Origin of the sequence: Methylorubrum extorquens, from assembly GCF_024169925.1 — a bacterium.
In the GTDB taxonomy this organism is placed as follows: Bacteria; Pseudomonadota; Alphaproteobacteria; order Rhizobiales; family Beijerinckiaceae; genus Methylobacterium; species Methylobacterium extorquens_A.
Genome location: NZ_JALJXF010000001.1, coordinates 4,715,771 through 4,736,557, shown reverse-complemented (window position 1 = coordinate 4,736,557; position 20,787 = coordinate 4,715,771). Strand labels below are relative to the sequence as shown.

Below are 20,787 nucleotides of genomic sequence, written 5' to 3'. Positions count from 1 at the left end.
GGGCTTCCGTTCATGCGATCACCGATCAGCCACGCCGGTCGCGGGCTTCCTGGAGACGGCGCAGGAAGACGGCGGCGCGGGCGCCGCGCTCGACCCCGTCGTCACAGCCCCCACGGATGACGATTCGCTTATCCCGAACCGTCATCTCCTCGGAGACCGGGATCACCGGCGCCAGCCTGTCGGGATGGAAATCGGCCGCGATCCCCTGCGGGCCGCCGCTGAGGCGGACGATGCCGAGAGCGAGGCATCCGATCCGCAGGCGCGCCAGGGTGAACAGTGCGTCCACCGATTCCGGCAGGGGCCCGAAGCGGTCCTCGATCTCGTCGCGCAGGGCATCGATCTCGGCCTCGGAGCGCAGGCGCAGGAGGCGGGTGTAGAGGCTCAGGCGGATTTCGGGTTCGGGGATGTAGTCGGCGGGCACACGCCCGCTCAGGCCGATCCGCACCTCCGGGCTCCAATCCTCGGCCGCCTCGCCCTTGGCCGCGCGTAGCGCCAGTTGCAGCAGATGCTGGTAGAGGCCGAGCCCCACGAGCTTGACGTGGCCGGATTGATCGTCGCCGACGAGGTCGCCCGCCCCGCGCAGGTCGAGGTCGCGGGCGGAAATGGCAAAGCCTGCGCCGAGCCGATCGAGGGCCTCCAGCGTGCGCAGCCGCTTCTCCGTCGAGGGGCTGAGCGGCTTGTCGGGATGCCCGAACAGATAGACGACGCCGCGCCGCTGCCCGCGCCCGACCCGGCCGCGCAACTGGTGCAGTTGTGCGAGGCCGAACCGCTCCGCGTCCCAGACCAGCATGGTGTTGGCGCGCGGCACGTCGAGCCCGCTCTCGATGATGCTGGTGGCGAGCAGCACGTCGCCCTCGCCGTCGGCGAAGCGCACCATCGCGTCGTCCATCGCGGCCGGCTTCATCTCGCCATGCGCCGTCACCACGTCGAGCCCCGGCACGAGTGTGCGCAGGCGCTTGGCCATCGGCGCGATGTCCTCGATGCGCGGACAGACCACGAAGCTCTGCCCACCCCGGCGGTGCTCACGCCGCAGCGCCGCGGCCAGCGTCGTCTCCTCGAAGGGGGCGATGACCGTACGGATCGGCTGGCGCACCGCCGGGGGCGTGGCGATCACGCTGAGGCTCTGCAGGCCGACCATCGCCGCCTGGAGCGTGCGCGGGATCGGCGTCGCGCTCAACGTGAGGATGTGGGCATCGCCCGCCGCCTTGCGCAAACTCGCCTTGGTCTTGGCGCCGAAGCGCTGCTCCTCGTCGATGATGGCAAGGCCGAGATCGTGGAACGACACGCCGCGCCCGGCGAGTGCCTGGGTGCCGACGACGAGACGCACGCGGCCATCGGCCAAGCCCTGCTTCACCCGCTTGGCCTCGGCGGGAGAGACGAGGCGCGACAGGTGCGCCACCTCGATGCCGAACCGGGCAAAACGCCGCCGGAAGGTCTCGACATGCTGGCGCACCAGCACCGTCGTCGGCGCCATGACGGCGACCTGCCGTCCGGCAAAGATCGCCGCAGCGGCAGCGCGCAGGGCCACCTCGGTCTTGCCGAAGCCGACATCGCCGCAGACGAGCCGGTCCATCGGGATCTCGCGGGCGAGGTCGGCCAGCGTCTCCTCCACCGCGCCGGCCTGATCGCCGGTGAGCGGGAAGCCGAAGCCGGCGGCGAAGCGCTCCATCTCGCGCTCCGGCGGCACGATCTGCGGCGCATGCGCCTTGCGGCGCTCCTCCGCAGCGGTCAGCATCGTCCGCGCTGCCCTAGCGAGCGTCGCCTCCGCCTCCAGGCGCCGTCGGGCCCAGGTGCCGCCATCGAGCCGGTCGAGGGTTACGGCCTCGGCCTCCGAGCCGTAACGCCAGATCCGGTCCGCCTGACTCACCGGCACCATGAGAATGGCATCGTCGGCGAACCGCAGGCGCAGGGCGTCCTCCTCGTCCGCCTCGCCATCGCGGATCGCCTCTAGCCCCTCGAACAGACACAGGCCGTGATCGCGGTCGATCGCGACATCGCCGACCCGTAGCTCGACCTCGCCGATCGGCAGCACGGCGGCCCGCCGCCCCGCCCCCGCCGCCAGGGCCCCGAACAGGTCGGCCGCGGCGATCACCGTCGCGCCGGCCTCCGGCAGGTGGAATCCCGCCTCGACCGGCATCTCAAACGCCAGCATCGCGCCGGGCTCAGCCGTCTCGACCTCGGCCCAGGCGTCGATCAGGCGCACGGTTCGCCCGTCGGCCGCGGCGGCCGCCCGCACGAGGCGGCGCAGCGGCGCCTTGGGTCCGGCGAGCACGACGCGCTCGCCCGCTTTCAGTGCAGCACGCAGGGCTTTGGCGAAGGAGGCCTCAGGGCGGCGCTCGCGGGTGAAAACCGGCCCTGCGATCCGCTCCGCCTCGGCGCTCGTCGCCGCCGCGAGACTGCGTGCTTCGACCAGTTCCGCCCATTCCCCGGGCGCGAGATAGAGATCCGGTGCGGGCTTCCGTGGGGATCGGTCATCCCGCCGGCTCCCGGAAGGTGATACCGCTCCTTCCGCCTCTCGCCCCTCGGCGATCTGCTCGAAGAACGCAGCGGCCCGCTCTTCCACCCCGGCTTCGACCACGAGACGCGCCTCGGGCACGTAATCGAGCATCGTCACGAGCGCGGGATAGAACCGGGCGAGCCGGTGCTCCTGCCCGGTGAACGGCTCCAAGGCGAGGCCCGAATCCGGGTCCAGGACGATTTCGGTGGCCGGGTCGATCACCAGCCGCTCGGTTTCGACGCGCGAGCGCTGCGACACCGGATCGTAGGAGCGGATCGCGGTGATGCGCGCGCCGTCATGCTCCACCCGGCAGGGAAGCGGTGCGGCGGCCGGGAACACGTCGATGGTCCGCCCCCGGACCGCCACCTCGCCGGGCTCATCGACGCGATCGTCGAGGATATAGCCGAGCCGTGCCAGTTGTGCCGTCAGTCGCTCCGGATCGAGCGGCTCACCGACGCGCAGCTCGATATGGGCCGATTCCCACGTCTTCGGCGGGGGCACGCGCTGCAACAGCGCGGGGGCAGTGGTGAGGACGATGTCCGGTTGCGCCCGGTCATCGGTCAGCCAGCGCAGCACGCCGGTGCGCGCGCCCATGACCCCGCGCGAGGGCGACGCGCGGTCGAAGGGCAGGCAATCCCATTCGGGAAAGACGGCCACCGTCCGCTCCGGTGCCAGCGCGCGCAGAACCGCGGCGATCTCATCAAGGCGGCGCCCGTCGTGGGCCACGTGGATCAACGGCCGCGCGGCTTGCGCGAAACCCAGCAGAGCTACCGCCAGGGCTCCCGTCGGGACGAGCGGGGCGACGCCGCCATCCGAGCTCGCATCCTGATCGTCTCGGGGCTTGGCGGTCCTGGGCTGTGCCATTTCTGTTCCGTCGAACGACTTCAGGGGTCAGCTGCCAGGAACGCCGCACAGCCTGCCAGCGGTTCCTGTTCTGCGACACCATCCCCGGTTTCCACCGAACTTTCCTGGGGACCACCGGGCCAACCGGTGGAGGAAGGCCCGGCTGCCGGTTCGGCCATCACGCGGTTCGACACCACCGCCAAACGCCGTTGCGGACGCCGCTCAGTTGGGCGGCTCGTGAGACACAGTCAGCACCCGTAGCTCAGAGAGAAGCTCTGGCTGTGGAGGCCGGTGAGGGGCGGGCCATCCATAAAGGGGGCCTGCCACCGGCCCGAACCCGACGGACCAGGGCAAGCCGGGCACGAAGCGCCATCTCGTCACCGACGCCCGCGGCACGCCGCTCGGCATGAGGCTGACGGGCGCCACCCGGCACGACAGCCCGTTGCTGGCGCCGCCCCTCGATGCCATCCTGCCACTGAGCACGGGCCGGCGCGGCCGGCGACGTCGGCGCCCCGACAAGCTGCACGCCGACCAGGTTTACGATGCCAAGGTGCGTCGGCAAGAGTGCTGGGCAAGAGTGCCGAGCGCGCGGGATCGTTCCGCGCATCGTCCCCAAGGGTATCCAAAGCAGCGAGAGGCTCGGGCGCCACCGCTGGGTCGCCGCGCGCAACCACGCGTGTTTCAACGAATTCCGCCGCCTGCCCGTCCGCGACGAGCCCCGCACCGACATCTACCAGGCCTTCACCGGCCTCGCGGCAAGCCTCATCACCCTCGCTCAAATCAGACGGTTCTGTCAGGCGCTCTTCGCTGCATTTCGGGCTGCATGTCGGAACCCCGTCGCAGGGAACCACGGAGGCATCGTGCGGGCGACAGGCGGTAACGCGCCGATTCGCACATCCGGGCTGGCTGGCTCGGGCTGCCGAGAGTAGGGCATTCCGACGGGAGCGGCTGGAGCGCGGCTCGCCCCAGCGACAGGAACCGCCACACAATGCCGATCAAAGCCCTGAACGATCGTAAGAAACTGTCGGGCGACTTCAACGAGGCCAACGACGCCTTCATCGACGCGGTGCTCACTGCGCTCCAAGCGGGCGAGATCCCGCTCGATCTGGCCCGGGCCTACCTCGCGCATCCGGTTGCCATGATGCATGCGGACGGCGCGCAAGCGGTGGCCAATTACTTCGAGCGGATCCTATCGCAGAAGCCCAAGATCAACTGGGCACCTGGCGATTGAGCCTCAGGCTTGGGCCGGCGATTGGACCGGGCCGATGGAGACGATCCGCCCGGATCGGAGTGCGGTAAAGTCAAAAAGATGAGCGCGGAACAGGCCGTGCTCGGCACCACCCGATCGAGATACCGACGGCGCCGGGCAAGAGTTGGCCCAGGCCTGCACGAAGGCATCTCTCACGCCCCTTCGCCGGCATGGCCGGCCCGGAGCGTGTCCGCCTCGGCCGCGAGGTTGGCTCGGGCGGACGTCTCGGAGCGGTCGCGAAAGGGGCCGGTCTGGTAGAGGTTGGGCCGGGCGAGGAAGCGGTCGAGGACGCCCGCGCGGCCGAACCGCCACGCCACTTCCGGAACCGCAGCGTATTCGCGCCGGATCGCCGCCGCATAGGCCTCGTAGACCGGACGGGGCGCGCCCAGCACCGCGAGATCGAGGTCGAGCATCAGCCGCGTGGCCGCGTCGTCGCTCGGCGCGTGCGCGGCGGTCGCCCGGATCATCGCCTCGGCCGCCCGGATCGGACCGGATTCTGCGGCCGGTCCGGCATGGATCAGCAGCAATGCGGCGCTGCGGGCTTCGTTGTCGGTGCGGGCGGTGTCGTAGACCGCATCGTGAAAGAAGATCGCGAGATCGATCGCGTCGTGATCGAGCCCGGCGAAGTCCGGAAGCGCCCGCACCGCGTCGTGCCCTTCGAGCAGGTCCGCGATGTGGCGCCAGTCGTGATAGTGGCGCCCGGCCTCCCCGTAGCCGGCATCGAGCGCCCGCCACGCCGCCTCGGCAGCGTCCGTCCGCACCGTCCGGGCCCAGAGTTCGTCGAAGCGTGCGCGCAGGCGGTCGTTCGTGCGATCGTTCACGGCGGGCCTCAGTTCACGCGGTAGCAGGTCGAGGTCGCCTCCGCGTTGCCGCGCAGGCCGCCCGGAGGACGAACCTCGCAGACGACGTACTTGCCCTGCCGTTCCAGGGTGAAGCTCGGGCCGGTGGCCGAGACGATGCGGTGGCCGCCGTTCAGGAGCGTGCTCATCGGTTGGTCGATCGCCTCCCAGGTGGTCGGAAGGCGCGGCGGTGCGGCGGCTGGCGGGGTCTGTGCGGAGGCGGCGGGAACGCCAGCGAGCGCCAGCCCAACGAGGGTGGGAAGGGGGAAGCGGAGCATGGCGAACCTTTGCGGTGGGCGGGCCTCAGCCCGCGGAGTGATCGGCCGCGGCGCCTCAGGGCGCAGCGGCCAGGGCGAGGTCGGCCTCCGGCAGCCAACCCGTGATCGGCTTTGCGCCGCGCCGGTAGAGGGCCCGCACCCAGCCGTCCCGCCGCTCCAGAATCGCCACGGGATCGTGGCGCACGAGGTAGGCGCCGCGCTCCGGGGCCGGACCCGGCTCGGGCCGGAATCGGGCACGCCGGGCGGTGACAAGGGCGACGCCGCGCCAGCCCTGTGCCGGCTCATCCGCCTCGCGCAGGAGCGTGTAGGGCTTGGCCGTCATGCTGCCCGTGGTCATCGGGCAGCCGCCGTGATCCTCGGCAAGCGTCAGCGCGGCACCCTCCGGCGTGAAGGCGAGGTTGCCGCGGATGCGCTCCGGCTCGCCCGGAAACCACGTCTCGACCTCGGCGCGCAGGCCCGAGAGCCGGCCCCGCAGCAGGAAGATGCAGCTGAAGGACGCCCCCCCGCCGGCCCCGCCGCGCTCCTCGACGAAGACGCCGGAGACGGCCTCGCCCTCCACCGCCAGGGTCATGCTGTCGTAGACGCCCGAGCGCGGCAGCGGCTCGGCGGCGGCCGCGCCGCACAGGGCGAGCACGGCCGCGAAGCCGCGGCACCCGTACCGGACCGACGGGATCACAGGTTCTTTTCCAGCACCTGCACCACTGCCGCCACCCGGTCCTTGAAGTCGGCGACGTTCGAGAAGGGCCGCCAGTTCACATCGAGGACACCGCCGTCGAACTTGAGGCCGTTGGGGTAGTTCGAGGCCGGCGCCGTCTTCTCGTCGAAGCGGATGCGGATCGACTTCAGCTTCGCCTGCAAAGCCTCGCGACCCATCTTGTCCTTGCCGACCTCCTTCAGCCCCGCAGCGATCGGCTCGAAGATCGTCTTCTCGAAATAGCCCTCGTCGGCATAGTACTTCGCGTCACCGGGAAGAGTGATCTGGTCCCACGCCACCTCGACCGGCACGGGAAAGCCCGCGGCCTCCTGAATCGCCTTCTCCTGCGCCGGGTAACGGCTCTCGCGATAGGCGGCGATGGCCCGGCGCTCGGCGAGCCCGATCGCCGGCTCGGCCCAGGCGGCGGAAGCGCAGAGCAGGGTCGCGGCGGCGGCGAGCGCGTTGCGGCGTGAGATCATGCGACGGTTTCTCCTCGAAGGGTCGGCCCGCATCGCGGGCGCGGACGTGGTGAAGGGCGGGTGCGTTGTCACGGCGTCGGCAGGCATCGCACCGGGCCGTCGGCCTCGACGGCGAGGCTGCCGCTCCAGACGAGCCGCACCGGGAAGGAGACGATGCTTGGGGTATCCTTGGGGGCCTTCCCGGCGCGGTAGGCTTGCGCGCAAACCTGGGCCGGCACCGGCAGGGCTGCGACCGATACCGGGAGCTTTTCCTCGCGCACGATCCGCGCCCAGCAGGCCGCGCCCCCTTGCGGGATCGAGCAGGTGCCCTGCACCCCGCGGCGGAAGCCGAGCCGCAGCGTCGCGCCCTCGGCTGCGAAGCTGTCGATGCCGTCGTAGGTGGTCGTGTCGGTGAACAGGCTGCGGCCGGTCCCGGCATCGATCACCGCGAAGGGCATGGTGCCGTTGCTGCTCGCATCCTCGAACACGAGGAACCCGTCCGCCCGCCCGATGAAGCGCTGGCCGCCGGTTTCCAGCGTACGCGCGCTGACGCCGGGCGCGGCGCGGCAGGCCACGGGCGGGCCGCCGCGGATCGGGATGAGCGCTGCATCCCCGGGCTCGGGCGTACCGGTGTCGCTCTCGCGGATGACAAGATCGGGATAGACGGTGCAGGTGATCTCTCGGCCTTCGGCATCCGTGACGGTCTCGACCTTCGCGGGCGGATCGAACCGCGCCGCGTTCCAACCCTCGGCGGCGGACGGCATCGCGGTGGAGAGGCCGATGAAGAGCCCGGCGACGGCGGAGCAGGAGAGAAGCGGCTCGGTGCGTGTGCGTCTCACGTCGAATCCCTGCTAAGCGGGGCCACAACCATGAAGGGAAGAATGTGACGATGACCCGATCGTGGACCACCGCCGCGCTCTTCGCCGCGCTGATTCTCGCGGATCGGCCCGCTCCGGCCTGGGCCGATCCGGACCTCTCGCCTGCGGAGGGAAAGAGCCTGCCCACCGCGGTCGTCGCCTATCTGGACCGGCGGCAGGGCTGCAACCACTGGTCCGGAGAGGATGCCTACGACGCGGCCCGCGGCCGGCAGATCGCCGCCGCCGTCAAGACCCTGCGCTGCGACGCCATCGAGGCGGACGAGACGCGGCTGCGGCAGCGCTACGGCCGCGATCCGGCGGTCCGGAAGGCGCTCGATGCCGCCGAGCATGCGGACTGATCCGGCCGGGACAGCCCGTCACCCGGCTGCATTGGCGGCAGCGCGCCGGTTGCGCACCAGCGAGATGAGCGCCCCGACGATGGTCGCCGCGAGCGCGGCCATGATTACCGCGAGGGTGATCGTGCGGTTCCACAGCCGCTCGAGGCCGAGATCGGTGGTGATCAGGTCCGGGCGAGCCGGATCGGCCATCGGCCCGGCGCCGAAATCGCCGACATGCAGGCCGGCGAACACGTAGTTCACCCGGCGCGTCACGGTGCCGGTGGGCCGGCGCAGGCTCAAGGTCAGGTCGCAGATGTGGATCGCGATCTTGGAGCTGCACTTGCCGTCGCTGATCCGGGCCTCCGCCACCGGCACGGCCGTCTCGCGGACCTGCCAGTCCGAGATCAGGGCCGGCGCCGTGTAGATGGCGCAGGCCGCGAGCATGGCCCCGAGCGCCACGACGCCGAACAGCACCCAGAAGGTCGCCATCCAGCCCTGGCCCTGGGGCGGCAGCCGCAGGGGTTCGGTGCGTTCGGCGCGATCAGGGGATGCGGTCATGAAGCCTCGGCGCGTTGGGATTCGGAGGGGGATCGCGGCGCGAGGGCCTCGGTCTCGGCGAGGAGGCGCCGGGCCTGCGCGGCCATCTGGTAGCGGCCGATCAGCTCGGCGAAGTCCGGCGGCTTCATTCCGCGCGGCAGGCCGATCGGGAACGTGATGATCCGGCGCTTCGCGTCGAGCTTGATTCCGTTCCGGCCGGGCAAGCGCTGCGGCCAGTCCGCCTCGGGCGGCAGCAGCAGGCGCGTGAGGATGCCGGTCTGGTTCAGCGTCATGTCGAGGTCGGCGATGGAGTCCCAGGGGATCGTCCGGTCGAGCCCCGGCGCCTTCAGCCCCGCGGGGCTGAGGGTCAGCATCACGGGCTCGCCCCGGCGCAGGATGAGGACGCCGGCCCCGCCCAGGAGCACGGCGAAGCCGAGCGCGATTGCGAGGACGACGCCGTTGTCCTTCGGCGAAATCCCCGGCACGCCGAACACGGCGATCGCGAGCGCGATGACGGCAAACAGGCCGCCGCCCACCGCCAGCGCGATCCCGCGCGGACGGTAGTTCGCGCGCAGCACCCGCTCCTCGGTGCCGACCTCCGCCGCCGTCGCCTCGAGATGGGCGCGGTACGCCGCGTCCTGCGCCCGCAGCGCGCCGAGGAAGTCGTCGGTCGCCGCCTGGCTGAGCCTGGTCGGGTCGGTGAAATAGGCGGCGAGCTGCCCGAGCGCGTGGGGCGGCGGCACGGCGCCGGCCGCGGCCAGGAGATCCGCGTCGATGCTGCGCCCGAGGGCGGCGACGCGCTCGCGGGTCGGCGGGTGGGTGTCGGTCGGGTGGGCCTGCTCCTCCTGCCAATGCGCCGCCGGGTCGTCGAGCCCGTTCCGGATCGCACGGTCGAGGGCGGCGGCGACGAGGTCGGGCGGCGCCGCATCCGGCGCGTCGGCCGCGGCCTGAAGGGTTTCGGCGACGCGCGGCCCCACCGCGCCGGCGCGGAGCAAGGCGCGGGCCGAGGCATCGATCGAGGTCACGCCCGCGCCGGCCGCGTCGGCCGCGAACTCGCGCGTCCGGCTCCAGTGGCGCACGGCGAGGTGGAAGCGCTCCATCACGAAGACGCCGAGGCGCAGCGACGGCCCGAGCAGCCCGAGCGAGCCCTGGTGGCCCTCGGCGACCGCGTCGAGGGAGCGCTCGACGCCGGCATAGATCGGCAGGAAGCGCTGGCTGTAGATGGTGTCGCCGCCGGCATAGTGGGCGAGTTCGTGGCCGATGATCGCCGCCACCTCGTCGCCCCGCATCAGGGCGAGATAGGGCAGCGGCAGGTAGAGAATCCGGCCGGTGACCCGCACCCCGCCGGGTTCCAGCACCGCCGGCCCGGCGCTGACGAAGAAGCCTTCGGTGAGCCCGACCACCACCGCCTCGGGCTTCAGGGCTCCGAGCCGCGCGGCGAGCCCCTCGACGAGGCGCCACAGGCCCGGCGCCTGCTCGGGCGTCACCGTCCGGCCGACGATCGGCAGCGGATCGGGCTCGAAGGCGCCGAGCGCCCGGCGCAGGCCGAGCACCGTCGTGCCGGCCACGAAGACGACGGCGCCGACCGCGACGACGGCGATCGCCAGGAGCTTCAGCGCACCGCCATCGAAGCCGCCCTGAAGCAGGGCCGCCGCCTCGAAGGTCACGGCAGCGACGAAACTCGCCGTCGCCGCCAGGATCTGGAGCGAGAGCGTCGCGGGGAGCAGCCGGCGCATCAGCGAGAAGCCGCGTACCAGGGCATCGCGCGAAGCGCGGCCGAGGCGCCCCAGGACGGCGCCCGCGAGCAGCACGAGCACGGAGAGCGCGGCGGCCAGCGCGCCGCCCGCGACGACGACCGGCGGCAGCACGCGCCGCCAATCCATGAGCGTGGCGAGGAGCCCAGCCTCGTCGCGGGCTTCGCGCGCCTTATCGATCGCGAGCGGCCCGCCATAGAGCCGGCCCTCGTAGCGGAACTGAAGGCGGGGATCGAAGCGACCGTCCCGCGGCGCCCGCGCTTCCATCTGCGTCACGAGGCCGGTGAGCCGCTGCGATTCGGCCTCGAACGCGGCGTGATCGTCGGCGCCGCGCCGAACCTCCCACAGGCCGAGCAGCAGGAGAACGAGCGGCAGCAGCACGGTGGCCGCGACGAGGCGCGCCAAGGCACCCGGACGAGAACGCGCGGGCGAAGTCGTTGCTTCGGGGATGGTCAGCCTCCTGAAGCGCGGGCGACCGCAAGGCCCACATGCGGATAAGCCGGACATGCGAAAAATGCCGGCCGACGACGGCGATGACGACTCCGCAGATGTCGTCAGTTCCAGGCTATTAAAGTTGTGCGCAACACAAGAGAGACCCGGATTGGTAGGATTTCTACCCTGCTGAGCCCGTAGGTCAACCGAATGTTGTCCTGTCGGCGGGGGAGCCTCGGCCCACCGGGATCTCACATCGGCCGGCGGGCGGATCGGGCTTGGCAGAGATACCGTAACAGCCCGCCACCGGTTGACCGTCAGTCGATCGCCGGGTTAGCCTCGTGCCAACAGAGTATTGTCAGGGCGCAACTCTGTCGAGGCATGGCCTTCGCCGGGCGTGCACCACGATCATAAGCCGGACAAAGAGCGGCAAGCGGCTCTTAAGTCGGCTCTTGCTCTTGAAACATGGGCGGAGACGGGCATGTGGCGTCAGGGCGATATCTTCATTCGCGCGATTTCCGCCGTTCCGCAGGAGGCCGCCAGCCGGCCGCTGCCGCATACCGTGCTCGCGCATGGCGAGTTGACCGGCCATAGCCACCGCGTCGTCGATCCCGCCGCTCTGTTCGCCGGCGACGGCTGTTTCTACCTCGACGTGCGCGCCGACCAAGCCCGCGTCGTCCATGACGAGCACGGCACGATCACCCTCGACCGCGGCGTCTACCGGGTGTGGCGGCAGCGCGAATACACGCCGCAGCGCATTGTCACCGTGCAGGACTGAGTGTCGGGGAATCGATCGCCGATGCCCCCCCGCACCCGCCCGGCGCATCCTGCGCCCTCAGGACACGCTCTCTGCCGACGAGGCCGGGCAAGAGGCCGGGCAGGTTCTCGACCGGCTCGACATGCCGCGCAACGAGGCCGCCCGCGCATTGCCGGACGGTCTCGTCTGTCACCGGATCCTCGCGCCCGCGAGCCGGCTGGACACGCTCGGCCACGGCATCCGCTGCCGCGAACTCGTGCTCGACGGCTCCGCCATCGCGCGGATCGAGGATGGCAACGCGATCACCTATCGCCTCTCCGCCCGCGCCTGCCACCGGCTGACGACCCTGCCGGCGGACCTGCGCGCCGGCATCGTCGATCTGCGCGATTGCCTCGCCCTGGAGACCCTGCCACCCGGCCTGTCGCCGGCCTTCCTCGACCTCGAAGGCTGCTCGGCGCTGAAGGCCCTGCCCGACGATCTCCATTTACGTGGCGGGCGGCTCAACATCCGCGACTGCGCCCTGATCGGCGCCCTACCGACGCGGGGCTCCGTCGCCGGGCTCGACATCGCCGGCTGCGGCCGGATCGACCACGTGCCGGAGAGTTTTCGCGTCACCTCGTGGATCGACGTGGCCGGCTCCGGCCTCACCGAACCGCCGCCGCACCTGCCCGGCATCGGCCTGCGCTGGCGCGGGGTGCCGGTGGATGCGCGCATCGCCTTCCGGCCGCATGAGCTCGGGATCGCCGAGATCCTGGAGGAGCGCAACGCCGAGCGGCGGCGGGTGATGCTGGAGCGCTTCGGCTTCGAGACCTTCATGGAGGCGGCCGAAGCGGAAGAACTCGACCGGGACCGCGACCCCGGCGGCGAGCGCCGGCTGCTGCGGGTCGATCTCGCGGGCGACGAGCCCCTCGTCTGCGTTTCGGTCGGCTGTCCTTCGACCGGGCGGCGCTACTTCCTGCGCGTTCCGCCGACCACCAAGACCTGCCACCAAGCCGTGGCCTGGACCGCCGGCTTCGACGACCCGGCCGACTACGCCCCGCTGATCGAGACCTGAACCGGTCCCGCCACCGCCCGAACGAGAAGCCGGAACCGATGCCCTACGAGAACCTGACGACCTTCTTCGGCAAGCCGGTCGAGGATTTCCAGAACGGGATGGAGGCCTGGGACTTCGAGCGCGCGGTGCCGCGCTTCCGCGTCGCGTACGATTCCGAGGACAACGTGCCGGCCATGCTCGGGAGCTACGCGGCGCTGCCCGGCGCCGAGGCGACCGACGCCCTCGTCATCGGCTACTGGCAGGGCGACGATTCCGAGGGCACGTCCCAGGCGGTCGTCGAGGCGCTGGTCTCCTATGCCGAGCGGTTTCCCAACCTGCGCGCGCTCTTCCTCGGCGACATCGTCTCGGAGGAGAACGAGATTTCCTGGATCAACCAGAGCGACCTCTCGGCGCTCTGGCCGGCCTTCCCGCAGCTGGAGCACATGCAGGTGCGCGGCGCCACCGGCCTCGCGCTCGGGCGGTTCGAGGCGCCGCGCCTGACCGCGCTCATCGTCGAATCGGGCGGCCTGCCGCGCCGGGTGGTGGGGGAGGCGCTGGCCGCCGGGGCGCCGGAGCTGCGCCATCTCGAACTCTGGCTCGGCACCGACGAGTATGGCGGCGACAGCACGCCGGCAGATTTTGCGGATCTCTTCGCCGGCCGGCTGTTCCCGAAGCTCAACACCCTGGCGCTCCGCGACTGCGCCTATGCCGACGACCTCGCCGCGGCGGTCGCCGCCGCTCCCGTGCTGGAACGCGTCTCGACCCTCGACCTCTCCCTCGGCAACCTGACGGATGCGGGCGCGGAGGCGCTCATCGCCTCGCCGGCGGTGGCGAAGCTGTCGCGGCTCGACCTGCACCACCACTTCCTCACCGAGGCGACGATGACGCGGCTGGCGGCTCTCGGGCCGGCGGTCGACCTCTCCGAGCAGCAGGAGCCGGACGAGTATGCCGGCGAGATCTACCGCAACATCGCCGTCTCGGAATGACGGGCGCCGGTGACTCGCTCACTGGGATTGCCCCCTGCGTCATCCTCGGGGTCGCGGGCGACGAGCGCACGGAGGGCTTCAGCGCCGCGCTGGTCCGGGCCGGGCACCCGCCTGCGCCCGTACTCGACTACGCCCGCTTCATTGAAGCGCCGGACCGGCTGAGCGCGCTGTTCCCGGAGGGGCGCGGCCTGCTGCGCATCGACTCGCCCGGCGGCGATCCAGGCATCCGCCGGGCCCTGTTGCGCCTCGGCGGTGAGGACGAGGCCGACGACGAGGCGACGCGGCTGCGGCCCGACCACGGCCTGCAGCGCGGGCTCACGGCGGCGCTGCGGCTCGCCCGCCGGGTCGTGCCGCCGGGCGTCGCCCTGACCCACGAGGCCGAGACGGTCGCCCTGTTCTACGACAAGCGGGCCTGCCACGCCGCCATGGCCGCGCACGGCCTGCCGGTGCCGCGGGCGCTGCCGCCGGCCGGCTCGTTCGACGCGCTTGTGGAAGCCATGCGCGCGGCCGGTCTGACCCGCGTCTTCGTCAAGCCGCGCTTCGGCTCGGGCGCCGCCGGCATCGCCGCGCTCACGGTCGCCCGCGACGGGATTGTGGCGGACTCCGCGGCCGAGCACGTGCCGGGCGCCGGGCCCGGCGTGCTGCACCATTCCCACCGGCTACGGCGCTACCGCGGAGCTGAGGCCGTGGCGCTGATCGACACGATCCTGGCGCAGGACGCACATGTGGAGCAGTGGGTGCCGAAGGCCGCTCTCGACGGCGGGCCTTGCGACCTGCGCGTGCTCGTGGTCGACGGCGAGCCCGCCCATAGCGTGCTGCGCAAGGCCCGCGGCCCGATCACCAACCTCGATCTCGGCGGGCGCCGGGGCGAGGCGGACGCGCTTCGCGCCCTGGCGCCGCCCGCCGTCTGGGAGGCGATGCGGGCAGATTGCCGCCGCTTCGCGAGGCTGTTCCCGCAGACCTTCCACGTCGCCTTCGACGTGGCACTGACCGTGGGCCTGCGCCGCCACGTCTTCTTCGAGGCCAACGCCTTCGGCGACCTGATCCGCCGTGTCCGGCACGAGGGGCTCGACCCCTACGAATGGCAGGTGGCCCGCCTGCCCGGCTGGATCGCCGCGCGCCGTCCCGTGGGACTCGCCGCATGATCCGCGCCGCCGAACGCGTGGGCTCGCACGACATCCTGCTCGTGACGCTCGATTCGCTCCGCTACGACGTGGCCGCGACCGCGCTGGCGGAGGGCCGGACGCCGAACCTCGCGCGCCTGCTGCCGGGCGAGGCCTGGGAGCGCCGCCACGCGCCGGGCAGCTTCACCTATGCCGCGCATCAGGCGATTTTCGCCGGCTTCCTGCCGACGCCCGCCGAGCCGGGACCGCACCCGCGCCTCTTCGCGCTGCGCTTCGACGGCAGCCGCACCACCGGGCCGGACACCGCCGTGTTCGACGCGCCCGACATCGTCTCCGGCCTTGCCGCACGCGGGTATCACACGCTGTGCATCGGCGGCGTCGGCTTCTTCAACAAGCGCACCCCGCTCGGCCGCGTCCTGCCGGGCCTGTTCGCCGAGAGCCACTGGCACGGCGGCTTCGGCGTGCAGGCGAAGGGTTCGACCGCGGCGCAGGTCGGCTTCGCCGTGGAGCGGATCGCCGCGCTCGAGCGCGAGCGGCGGCTGTTCCTATTCCTCAACGTCTCGGCGACCCATCACCCGACCCGCGCCTACCTGCCGGGCGCGACGCGGGAGAGCGCGGAGACGCAAGCGGCGGCGCTGGCCTACGCCGACGGCGCCCTGCCCCCGCTCTTCGCGGCGCTCGAGGCGCGCGGGCCGGCCCTCTGCATCCTGTGCGCCGACCACGGCACCGCCTTCGGCGAGGACGGCTATCGCGGCCACCGCCTCGCGCACCCGACCGTGTGGGACGTGCCCTACGCCGAGTTCATCCAGGAGGCGGCATGAACACCGTCATTGGCACCGGCATGGGCCCCGGCATGAGCACGGCAGCCCTGCGCGCGGGGCCGGTCTATGGTGGCTACCAATACGCCTACCCGCACAAGACCGCCTACCGGCCGCTGCGGCACCCGGTGCCCCTGCGCGAGGCCTGGGCGGAGGAAGCCAAGGACGGGCTGTTCCTCTACGTGCACGTGCCGTTCTGCGCGATGCGCTGCGGCTTCTGCAACCTGTTCACCCTGACCCGCGGCGAGGGCCGCGTCGCGCCCTATCTCGACGCCCTGCGGCTCCAGGCCGAGACGGTGGCCGACAGTCTCGGCCGGTTCCGGGTCGCCCGCATGGCACTCGGCGGCGGCACCCCGACCTTCCTCGAAGCGCCTGACCTCGACCGCCTGTTGGCGGATCTGCGCGACACCTTCGGGGCCACGCCCCTGGCGCTTCCGGCCTCGGTCGAGACCGCGCCCGGCACCACCACGCCGGAGCGGCTCGCCGTGCTGCGGGCGCACGGGGTCGAGCGGATCAGCATCGGCGTCGAGTCGTTTCGCGACGACGAGGCGCGGGCGATGGGCCGGCCGCAAAGCCGGAGCAGCGTCGATGCGGCGCTCAGAACGATCCGTGACGCCGGCATCCCGGTCCTTAACATCGACCTGATCTACGGCGCCGCCGGGCAGACACCCGCGAGCTTCCTCGAATCCGTCGAGGCGGCCCTCGCCTGGGAGCCGGAAGAACTCTTCCTCTATCCCCTCTACGTCCGGCCGCTGACCGGGCTCGGCCGGCGGGGCGGAGCCGCCGAGGACGACCGCGCCTGGGATGCGCGCCGCCTCGCGATCTACCGCGCGGCCCGCGACCGGCTGCGGACGGCCGGCTACCGGCAGGTCTCGATGCGGATGTTCCGCCGCGCCCCCGAGGCCGCATGGGGCCCGGCCTACGATTGCGCCCGCGACGGCATGGTCGGGCTCGGCGCCGGGGCGCGCTCCTACACCGCCGCCCTGCACTACGCGACCGCCTACGCCGTGGGGCAGCCGGGCGTCGCCGCCATCGTCGCCGACTACACCGCCCGCGACGCGAGGCGCCACGGCCGGGCCGATTACGGCGCGTGGCTCGACGCCGAGGACCAGCGCCGCCGCTTCGTGCTGATGCACCTGCTCCAGGCCCCCGGCCTGTCCCCGCGCGCCTACGCGGAGCGCTTCGGCACGCCGCTCCTCGCCGACCTGCCGGGACTGGCCGACCTCGCAGAGGCAGGCCTCGCCACCCTCGACGCGGAGGGTCTCCGGCTGACCGAGGCGGGCCTCGAACGCTCCGACGCGATCGGCCCCTGGCTCCAGACGGCCGGCGTGCGCGAGCGGATGCGCGCCTACGCGCTGCGCTGACCATGGCAGGCGCCCATCTCGACATCCTCTACCGAGGCCCGCTGGCGAGCTGCAATTACGCCTGCCCCTACTGCCCCTTCGCCAAGCGCCGGGACAGCCGCGAGACCCTGCGGCGCGACGCAGGCCAACTCGCCCGCTTCGTCGACTGGGCCGACAGCCAGACCCGGCGCACGCTGGGCATCCTGTTCACGCCCTGGGGCGAGGCGCTGATCCGGCCGGCCTACCGGACGGCGATGGCGCGGCTCAGCCGGATGCCCCATGTCACGCGGGTCGCCGCGCAGACCAACCTGTCCTGGCCGACGGGCTGGCTCGACGGTTGCGATTCCGACCGCATCGGCTTCTGGTGCACCTTCCATCCGGGCGAGACGCCGCTCGACCGCTTCCTCGGGCGCTGCGCCGAACTCGACGCCCGCGGCATCAGCTACAGCGTCGGCATCGTGGGCAAGCGCGAGCATTTCGCGGCGCTCGCCGCCCTGCGCCGGGCGCTTCGGCCCGAGATCTACCTCTGGGTGAACGCCTACCGGGACGAGGGGCCGAACTATTACGGGCCGGACGACCTCGCCACCTTGTGCGCGCTCGATCCGCTGTTCGACATCAACCGCACCGGGATCCGCAGCCGGGGCCGGGCCTGCGCCACGGGCGAGAGCGTGGTCAGCGTCGATGGCGACGGCGAGGTCCGCCGCTGCCACGTGGTTCCGGCCCGGATCGGCAACCTCTACGACCCGGGTTTCGACGCCGCCCTAACGCCGCGGCCCTGCCCGCTGGCGCAATGCCGCTGCCATATCGGCTACGCCCACATGCCGCATCTCGGCTTCCGCGAGCGGTTCGGGGCGGGGCTGCTGGAGCGGGCGCTGCCCTTCGACGCCGCAGCGGGCGCGCCCGGCCTCGCGAGGCGTTAGGATCAGCCGCCGTCAGGCAGGGAGGCCGAGGGCGGTCCGGGCCTGCGCCGGGGTCGCGACACGGCGGCCGTGCCGGGTCACCGCCGCGACGGCGAGGCCGACCAGCTCGGCGTTGCTGCCGGCCAGCTGCTCCCGCGTGATCCGAATGTTGTCCTCCAGTCCGGTGCGGACCGCATCCGCCCCGCGGGCCAGCGCCCAATCCATCACGCGGGCCTGCTCGCGGCCGATCCCGGCGGCGGTCCAGGTCGCCCCCGGCAGCAGGCGGCGCAGCTCCCCGAGCAGGAGGTCGAGCAGGTGCTCCTGCGCCGGCAGCGCGTTCTTCACGCCCATCACGAACTGCACGTGCGGGCGCGCATCCATCAGCCCGGCCTCGACGAGGCGCTTGGCTCCGTGCAGGTGCGAGAGGTCGAAGATCTCGATCTCCGGCCGCACGCCGTTGCGCTGCATCTGGCCGGCGAGTTCTGTCACCAGAGTGGTGTGGTTCTCGTAGACGATGGTCGGGAAGTTGACCGAGCCGGTCGAGAGCGAGGCCATGTCGGGCCGGTGCTGGAGCGAGAGGCCGCGGCTCGCCGGATCGCGGCCGCGCCCGCCGGTCGAGAACTGGACGATCATGCCGGGGCAGTGCTTGCGCAGGCCCGCCTGCACGGCGGCGAACTTCTCCGGATCGGACGAGGGGCTCTCGTCGTCGTTGCGCACATGGATGTGGGCCAGCGCCGCACCGGCCTCGAAGGCGGCCTGGGTCGATTCGATCTGCTCTGAGACCGTGATCGGCACGGCCGGGTTGTCGCGTTTGCGCGGCACCGAGCCGGTGATCGCGACCGCGACGACGACGGGGGGCTGGCCGGTCATGCTGTTCTCAAGCCTCGCAGAGTGAAGCGGTCGGCCGCAGGCCGGCGCAAGGGGGGGCCACTCGGCCCGCCTTGCGCTGGATCAAGGCACCCGTACCGGCCGGCGGCAAGGATGCCCCCACGAAGGATGGCCCCGCCAAGCGGAGGGGATGCCCCGGGGAGGCGAGCATGGCTTACGCGAACATCCTGGTCTCGGTCGACCTCGACGAGGCCGCCGCCGAGCGCATCCGGCTTGCGGCCACGCTCGCACGGCGCTTCGAGGCGACGCTCACCGGGGCGGCCGCCTGCAAGGTGCCGACACCCGATTACGTGCGCGATATCGGCGAGATCTATGACGAGGAGCCGCATTTCGAGGAGAAGGCGCGGGCCCTGCTCGAACAGGCACACGCCCTGTTCGAGCGCTCCGCCGAAGCCCCGCTGCGCCGCGACTGGCGCGAGGCCCTGGCGGGTCCGATCTCCCACCTCGTCGAGCAAGCGCGGGCGGCCGATCTCCTCGTGGTGGGACGCTGCGGCCTCGACGACATCCCGCTCTCCACCCTCGGCGTGTCGCCCGGCCCCGTCCTGATGGAGGCCGCCCGCCCGGTCCTCGTGGTGCCCCCGCGCGCCGAGCAGCTTCGGGGCGCCCGGATCGTCGTGGCCTGGAAGGACGGGTCGGAGGCGCGCCGGGCCGTCTCGGCCGCGCTGCCCTTCATCCGCGAGGCGGATCAGGTCTTCGTCGTCAGCACCGACGAAGGCGCCCGCAACGAGGGCGCGGAAGATGTCGCCGGCCATCTTGCCCGCCACGGCGCTGCCGTCACGACCCACCTGCTGCGCACCGTCGTGAGCGACGGCGACGAACTCCTGCGCTTCGCCGTCAAACAGGGGGCCGACCTCATCGTGATGGGTGCCTACGGCCATACCCGCCTGCGCGAGTGGCTGTTCGGCGGCGTCACCCGCGAGATGCTGCACCGCAGCCCCCTCCCCTGCCTGATGTGTCACTGATGCGTATCGCGACCACCCTTCCGATCCTGGCCCTCCTGCTGATCGCCCTCCCGGCCGCCACCCAGGCGCTCGATGCCCGCGCTAAGCGTGGCGAGACCATCGCGCGCACGAACTGCGCCCGCTGCCACGCGATCGGCCGCGTCGGCGCGAGCCCGTTGCCGGACGCGCCGCCGTTCCGCGCGTTGCACCGCCGCTACCCGGTCACGGATCTGGCCGAGGCGTTGGCGGAGGGCATCACCACGGGCCATCCGACGATGCCGGAATTCCGGCTCGATCCCGACGAGGCGCAGGCCCTGATCGCCTACCTTCAGACCCTCGAACGGTGAGGCGCTCGGACGAAGTCCGGTCGATCCCTGCGGGAGAGCGGAGTTCGGCTTCCGCTCTGATCAAGGGTTACCGTTTCAGCTCGCCGCGATGCGTTCGAGCCGGGCAACGTCCAACAGGCGCACGCCGCCGGGCACGATCAGCAGCGCCTTCTCCCGGTCGAGCCGGGTCAGCATCCGGCTCACCGTCTCGATGGTGAGGCCGAGATGGTCGGCGATGTCCTGCCGGCCCATCGGCAGCTCGACAGTGATGGAATCGTGCCCGATGCGGGCGTAGCGCGTGCGCAAGCCGAGCAGGAAGCTCGCCACCTTCTCCTCGGCGGTGCGGCGGCCCAGCAGCAGCATGTGATCCTGTGCCAGCGTCAGCTCATGGCCGGCCCGCTCGTAGAGGCGTTGCAGCAGGTGTGGCGTCCGGGCGACGAGGCCGGCGAAGGCACGCTTCTCGAACCGGCAGAGCGTCGTCGGCGCCAGCGCCTCGGCGGTGACGGTGAAGCGCTCGGGCAGCGCGAGGCCGAGGAAATCGCCGACCATGGCGAAACCCATGACCTGCCGCCGCCCGTCCGGCAGAAGCCGCGACAGGCGTAAAGCCCCCTCGGTGACGTTGTAGACGGCGCCCGCCCGGCCCTCCTGCTGGAACAGGGCTTGGCGCGGGTCGAGATGGACGGGCTGGCTCAGCGCCTCCAAGCCGGCGAGTTCTTCGCTCGTGAGCGCCGCGCAGACGCTGATGAGGCGGACCTTGCACGCGGCGCAGCCACTCTCCGAGCGGTCGTGCGCGCAAGGCGGCTCGGCTGGGATCGGCTCGACACCGGGGCTCTCGCCAGAGCTTTGCATCGGAAGCCTCCCGTCCCGCAGCCCGCTCCAAGCAATTCAATAGCCTG

The 20,787-nt window shown here is 72.0% G+C and carries 21 protein-coding genes and 1 pseudogene; 12 read left to right on the top strand and 10 right to left on the bottom strand.

Annotation, left to right across the window (positions count from 1 at the left end):
• Positions 1-25 precede the first annotated feature (25 nt).
• Positions 26-3,361: a helicase-related protein gene (locus J2W78_RS22070; RefSeq protein WP_253373720.1), complete on the bottom strand. Its 3,336-nt coding sequence runs from the start codon at positions 3,359-3,361 to the stop codon at positions 26-28.
• A 295-nt stretch (positions 3,362-3,656) separates the two neighbouring features.
• On the opposite strand from J2W78_RS22070, the pseudogene J2W78_RS22065 reads away from it, so the two are divergent.
• Positions 3,657-4,134, top strand: a pseudogene (locus J2W78_RS22065) (transposase); the annotation flags it as partial.
• 194 nt (positions 4,135-4,328) lie between these two features.
• Positions 4,329-4,571, top strand: a complete 243-nt coding sequence (locus tag J2W78_RS22060) for a hypothetical protein (protein ID WP_012252972.1) — start codon at positions 4,329-4,331, stop codon at positions 4,569-4,571.
• A 170-nt stretch (positions 4,572-4,741) separates the two neighbouring features.
• Here the strand turns inward: J2W78_RS22060 and J2W78_RS22055 are convergent, their stop codons facing one another.
• The 5 genes from J2W78_RS22055 to J2W78_RS22035 form a co-directional block, all read right to left on the bottom strand.
• A complete protein-coding gene (locus J2W78_RS22055) occupies positions 4,742-5,410 on the bottom strand; it encodes an HD domain-containing protein (RefSeq protein ID WP_253373719.1) in 669 nt (222 codons plus the stop codon).
• An 8-nt stretch (positions 5,411-5,418) separates the two neighbouring features.
• On the bottom strand, positions 5,419-5,706 hold the full coding sequence (locus J2W78_RS22050; protein WP_253373718.1) for a hypothetical protein: 288 nt from the start codon (positions 5,704-5,706) through the stop codon (positions 5,419-5,421).
• A gap of 55 nt (positions 5,707-5,761) precedes the next feature.
• Positions 5,762-6,382: a hypothetical protein gene (locus tag J2W78_RS22045; protein WP_253373717.1), complete on the bottom strand. Its 621-nt coding sequence runs from the start codon at positions 6,380-6,382 to the stop codon at positions 5,762-5,764.
• On the bottom strand, positions 6,379-6,879 hold the full coding sequence (locus J2W78_RS22040; RefSeq protein WP_253373716.1) for a hypothetical protein: 501 nt from the start codon (positions 6,877-6,879) through the stop codon (positions 6,379-6,381). The genes J2W78_RS22045 and J2W78_RS22040 overlap by 4 nt, the downstream gene beginning before the upstream one ends.
• 68 nt (positions 6,880-6,947) lie before the next feature.
• Positions 6,948-7,697, bottom strand: a complete 750-nt coding sequence (locus tag J2W78_RS22035) for a hypothetical protein (RefSeq protein ID WP_253373715.1) — start codon at positions 7,695-7,697, stop codon at positions 6,948-6,950.
• Positions 7,698-7,747: 50 nt separating this feature from the next.
• Here J2W78_RS22035 and J2W78_RS22030 point away from each other — a divergent pair, with 50 nt between their 5' ends.
• Positions 7,748-8,074 (top strand): hypothetical protein, encoded by a 327-nt coding sequence (locus J2W78_RS22030; protein ID WP_253373714.1) that lies wholly within the window; start codon positions 7,748-7,750, stop codon positions 8,072-8,074.
• Positions 8,075-8,092: 18 nt separating this feature from the next.
• On the opposite strand, the gene J2W78_RS22025 is transcribed toward J2W78_RS22030, so the two are convergent.
• Together J2W78_RS22025 and J2W78_RS22020 are read right to left on the bottom strand one after the other, a co-directional pair.
• Entirely contained in the window at positions 8,093-8,611 is a 519-nt protein-coding gene (locus J2W78_RS22025) for a hypothetical protein (RefSeq protein WP_253373713.1), read from the bottom strand.
• A complete protein-coding gene (locus tag J2W78_RS22020; RefSeq protein WP_253374118.1) occupies positions 8,608-10,725 on the bottom strand; it encodes a M48 family metallopeptidase in 2,118 nt (705 codons plus the stop codon). The genes J2W78_RS22025 and J2W78_RS22020 overlap by 4 nt, the downstream gene beginning before the upstream one ends.
• Before the next feature lie 532 nt (positions 10,726-11,257).
• Here J2W78_RS22020 and J2W78_RS22015 point away from each other — a divergent pair.
• From J2W78_RS22015 to J2W78_RS21985, 7 genes are all read left to right on the top strand, one after another.
• Complete coding sequence (locus J2W78_RS22015) at positions 11,258-11,554, top strand: hypothetical protein (protein WP_253373712.1); 297 nt, start codon at positions 11,258-11,260, stop codon at positions 11,552-11,554.
• 121 nt (positions 11,555-11,675) lie between these two features.
• A complete protein-coding gene (locus J2W78_RS22010; RefSeq protein ID WP_253373711.1) occupies positions 11,676-12,587 on the top strand; it encodes a DUF6745 domain-containing protein in 912 nt (303 codons plus the stop codon).
• Between the two features lie 38 nt (positions 12,588-12,625).
• On the top strand, positions 12,626-13,552 hold the full coding sequence (locus J2W78_RS22005) for an STM4015 family protein (RefSeq protein ID WP_253373710.1): 927 nt from the start codon (positions 12,626-12,628) through the stop codon (positions 13,550-13,552).
• Positions 13,549-14,697 (top strand): STM4014 family protein, encoded by a 1,149-nt coding sequence (locus J2W78_RS22000; protein ID WP_253373709.1) that lies wholly within the window; start codon positions 13,549-13,551, stop codon positions 14,695-14,697. The genes J2W78_RS22005 and J2W78_RS22000 overlap by 4 nt, the downstream gene beginning before the upstream one ends.
• Positions 14,694-15,497, top strand: a complete 804-nt coding sequence (locus J2W78_RS21995; RefSeq protein ID WP_253373708.1) for an STM4013/SEN3800 family hydrolase — start codon at positions 14,694-14,696, stop codon at positions 15,495-15,497. The genes J2W78_RS22000 and J2W78_RS21995 overlap by 4 nt, the downstream gene beginning before the upstream one ends.
• Positions 15,494-16,858, top strand: a complete 1,365-nt coding sequence (locus tag J2W78_RS21990; protein WP_253373707.1) for an STM4012 family radical SAM protein — start codon at positions 15,494-15,496, stop codon at positions 16,856-16,858. Before J2W78_RS21995 ends, J2W78_RS21990 begins: the two co-directional genes overlap by 4 nt.
• A gap of 2 nt (positions 16,859-16,860) precedes the next feature.
• Positions 16,861-17,757: an STM4011 family radical SAM protein gene (locus J2W78_RS21985; protein WP_253373706.1), complete on the top strand. Its 897-nt coding sequence runs from the start codon at positions 16,861-16,863 to the stop codon at positions 17,755-17,757.
• A 12-nt stretch (positions 17,758-17,769) separates the two neighbouring features.
• On the opposite strand, the gene J2W78_RS21980 is transcribed toward J2W78_RS21985, so the two are convergent.
• A complete protein-coding gene (locus J2W78_RS21980) occupies positions 17,770-18,606 on the bottom strand; it encodes a 3-keto-5-aminohexanoate cleavage protein (protein WP_253373705.1) in 837 nt (278 codons plus the stop codon).
• 167 nt (positions 18,607-18,773) lie between these two features.
• Here J2W78_RS21980 and J2W78_RS21975 point away from each other — a divergent pair, with 167 nt between their 5' ends.
• A complete protein-coding gene (locus tag J2W78_RS21975) occupies positions 18,774-19,586 on the top strand; it encodes a universal stress protein (protein ID WP_253373704.1) in 813 nt (270 codons plus the stop codon).
• A complete protein-coding gene (locus J2W78_RS21970; RefSeq protein WP_253373703.1) occupies positions 19,586-19,912 on the top strand; it encodes a c-type cytochrome in 327 nt (108 codons plus the stop codon). The genes J2W78_RS21975 and J2W78_RS21970 overlap by 1 nt, the downstream gene beginning before the upstream one ends.
• A 75-nt stretch (positions 19,913-19,987) precedes the next feature.
• Here the strand turns inward: J2W78_RS21970 and J2W78_RS21965 are convergent, their stop codons facing one another.
• Positions 19,988-20,740 (bottom strand): Crp/Fnr family transcriptional regulator, encoded by a 753-nt coding sequence (locus J2W78_RS21965; protein WP_253373702.1) that lies wholly within the window; start codon positions 20,738-20,740, stop codon positions 19,988-19,990.
• Between the last annotated feature and the right edge of the window lie 47 nt (positions 20,741-20,787).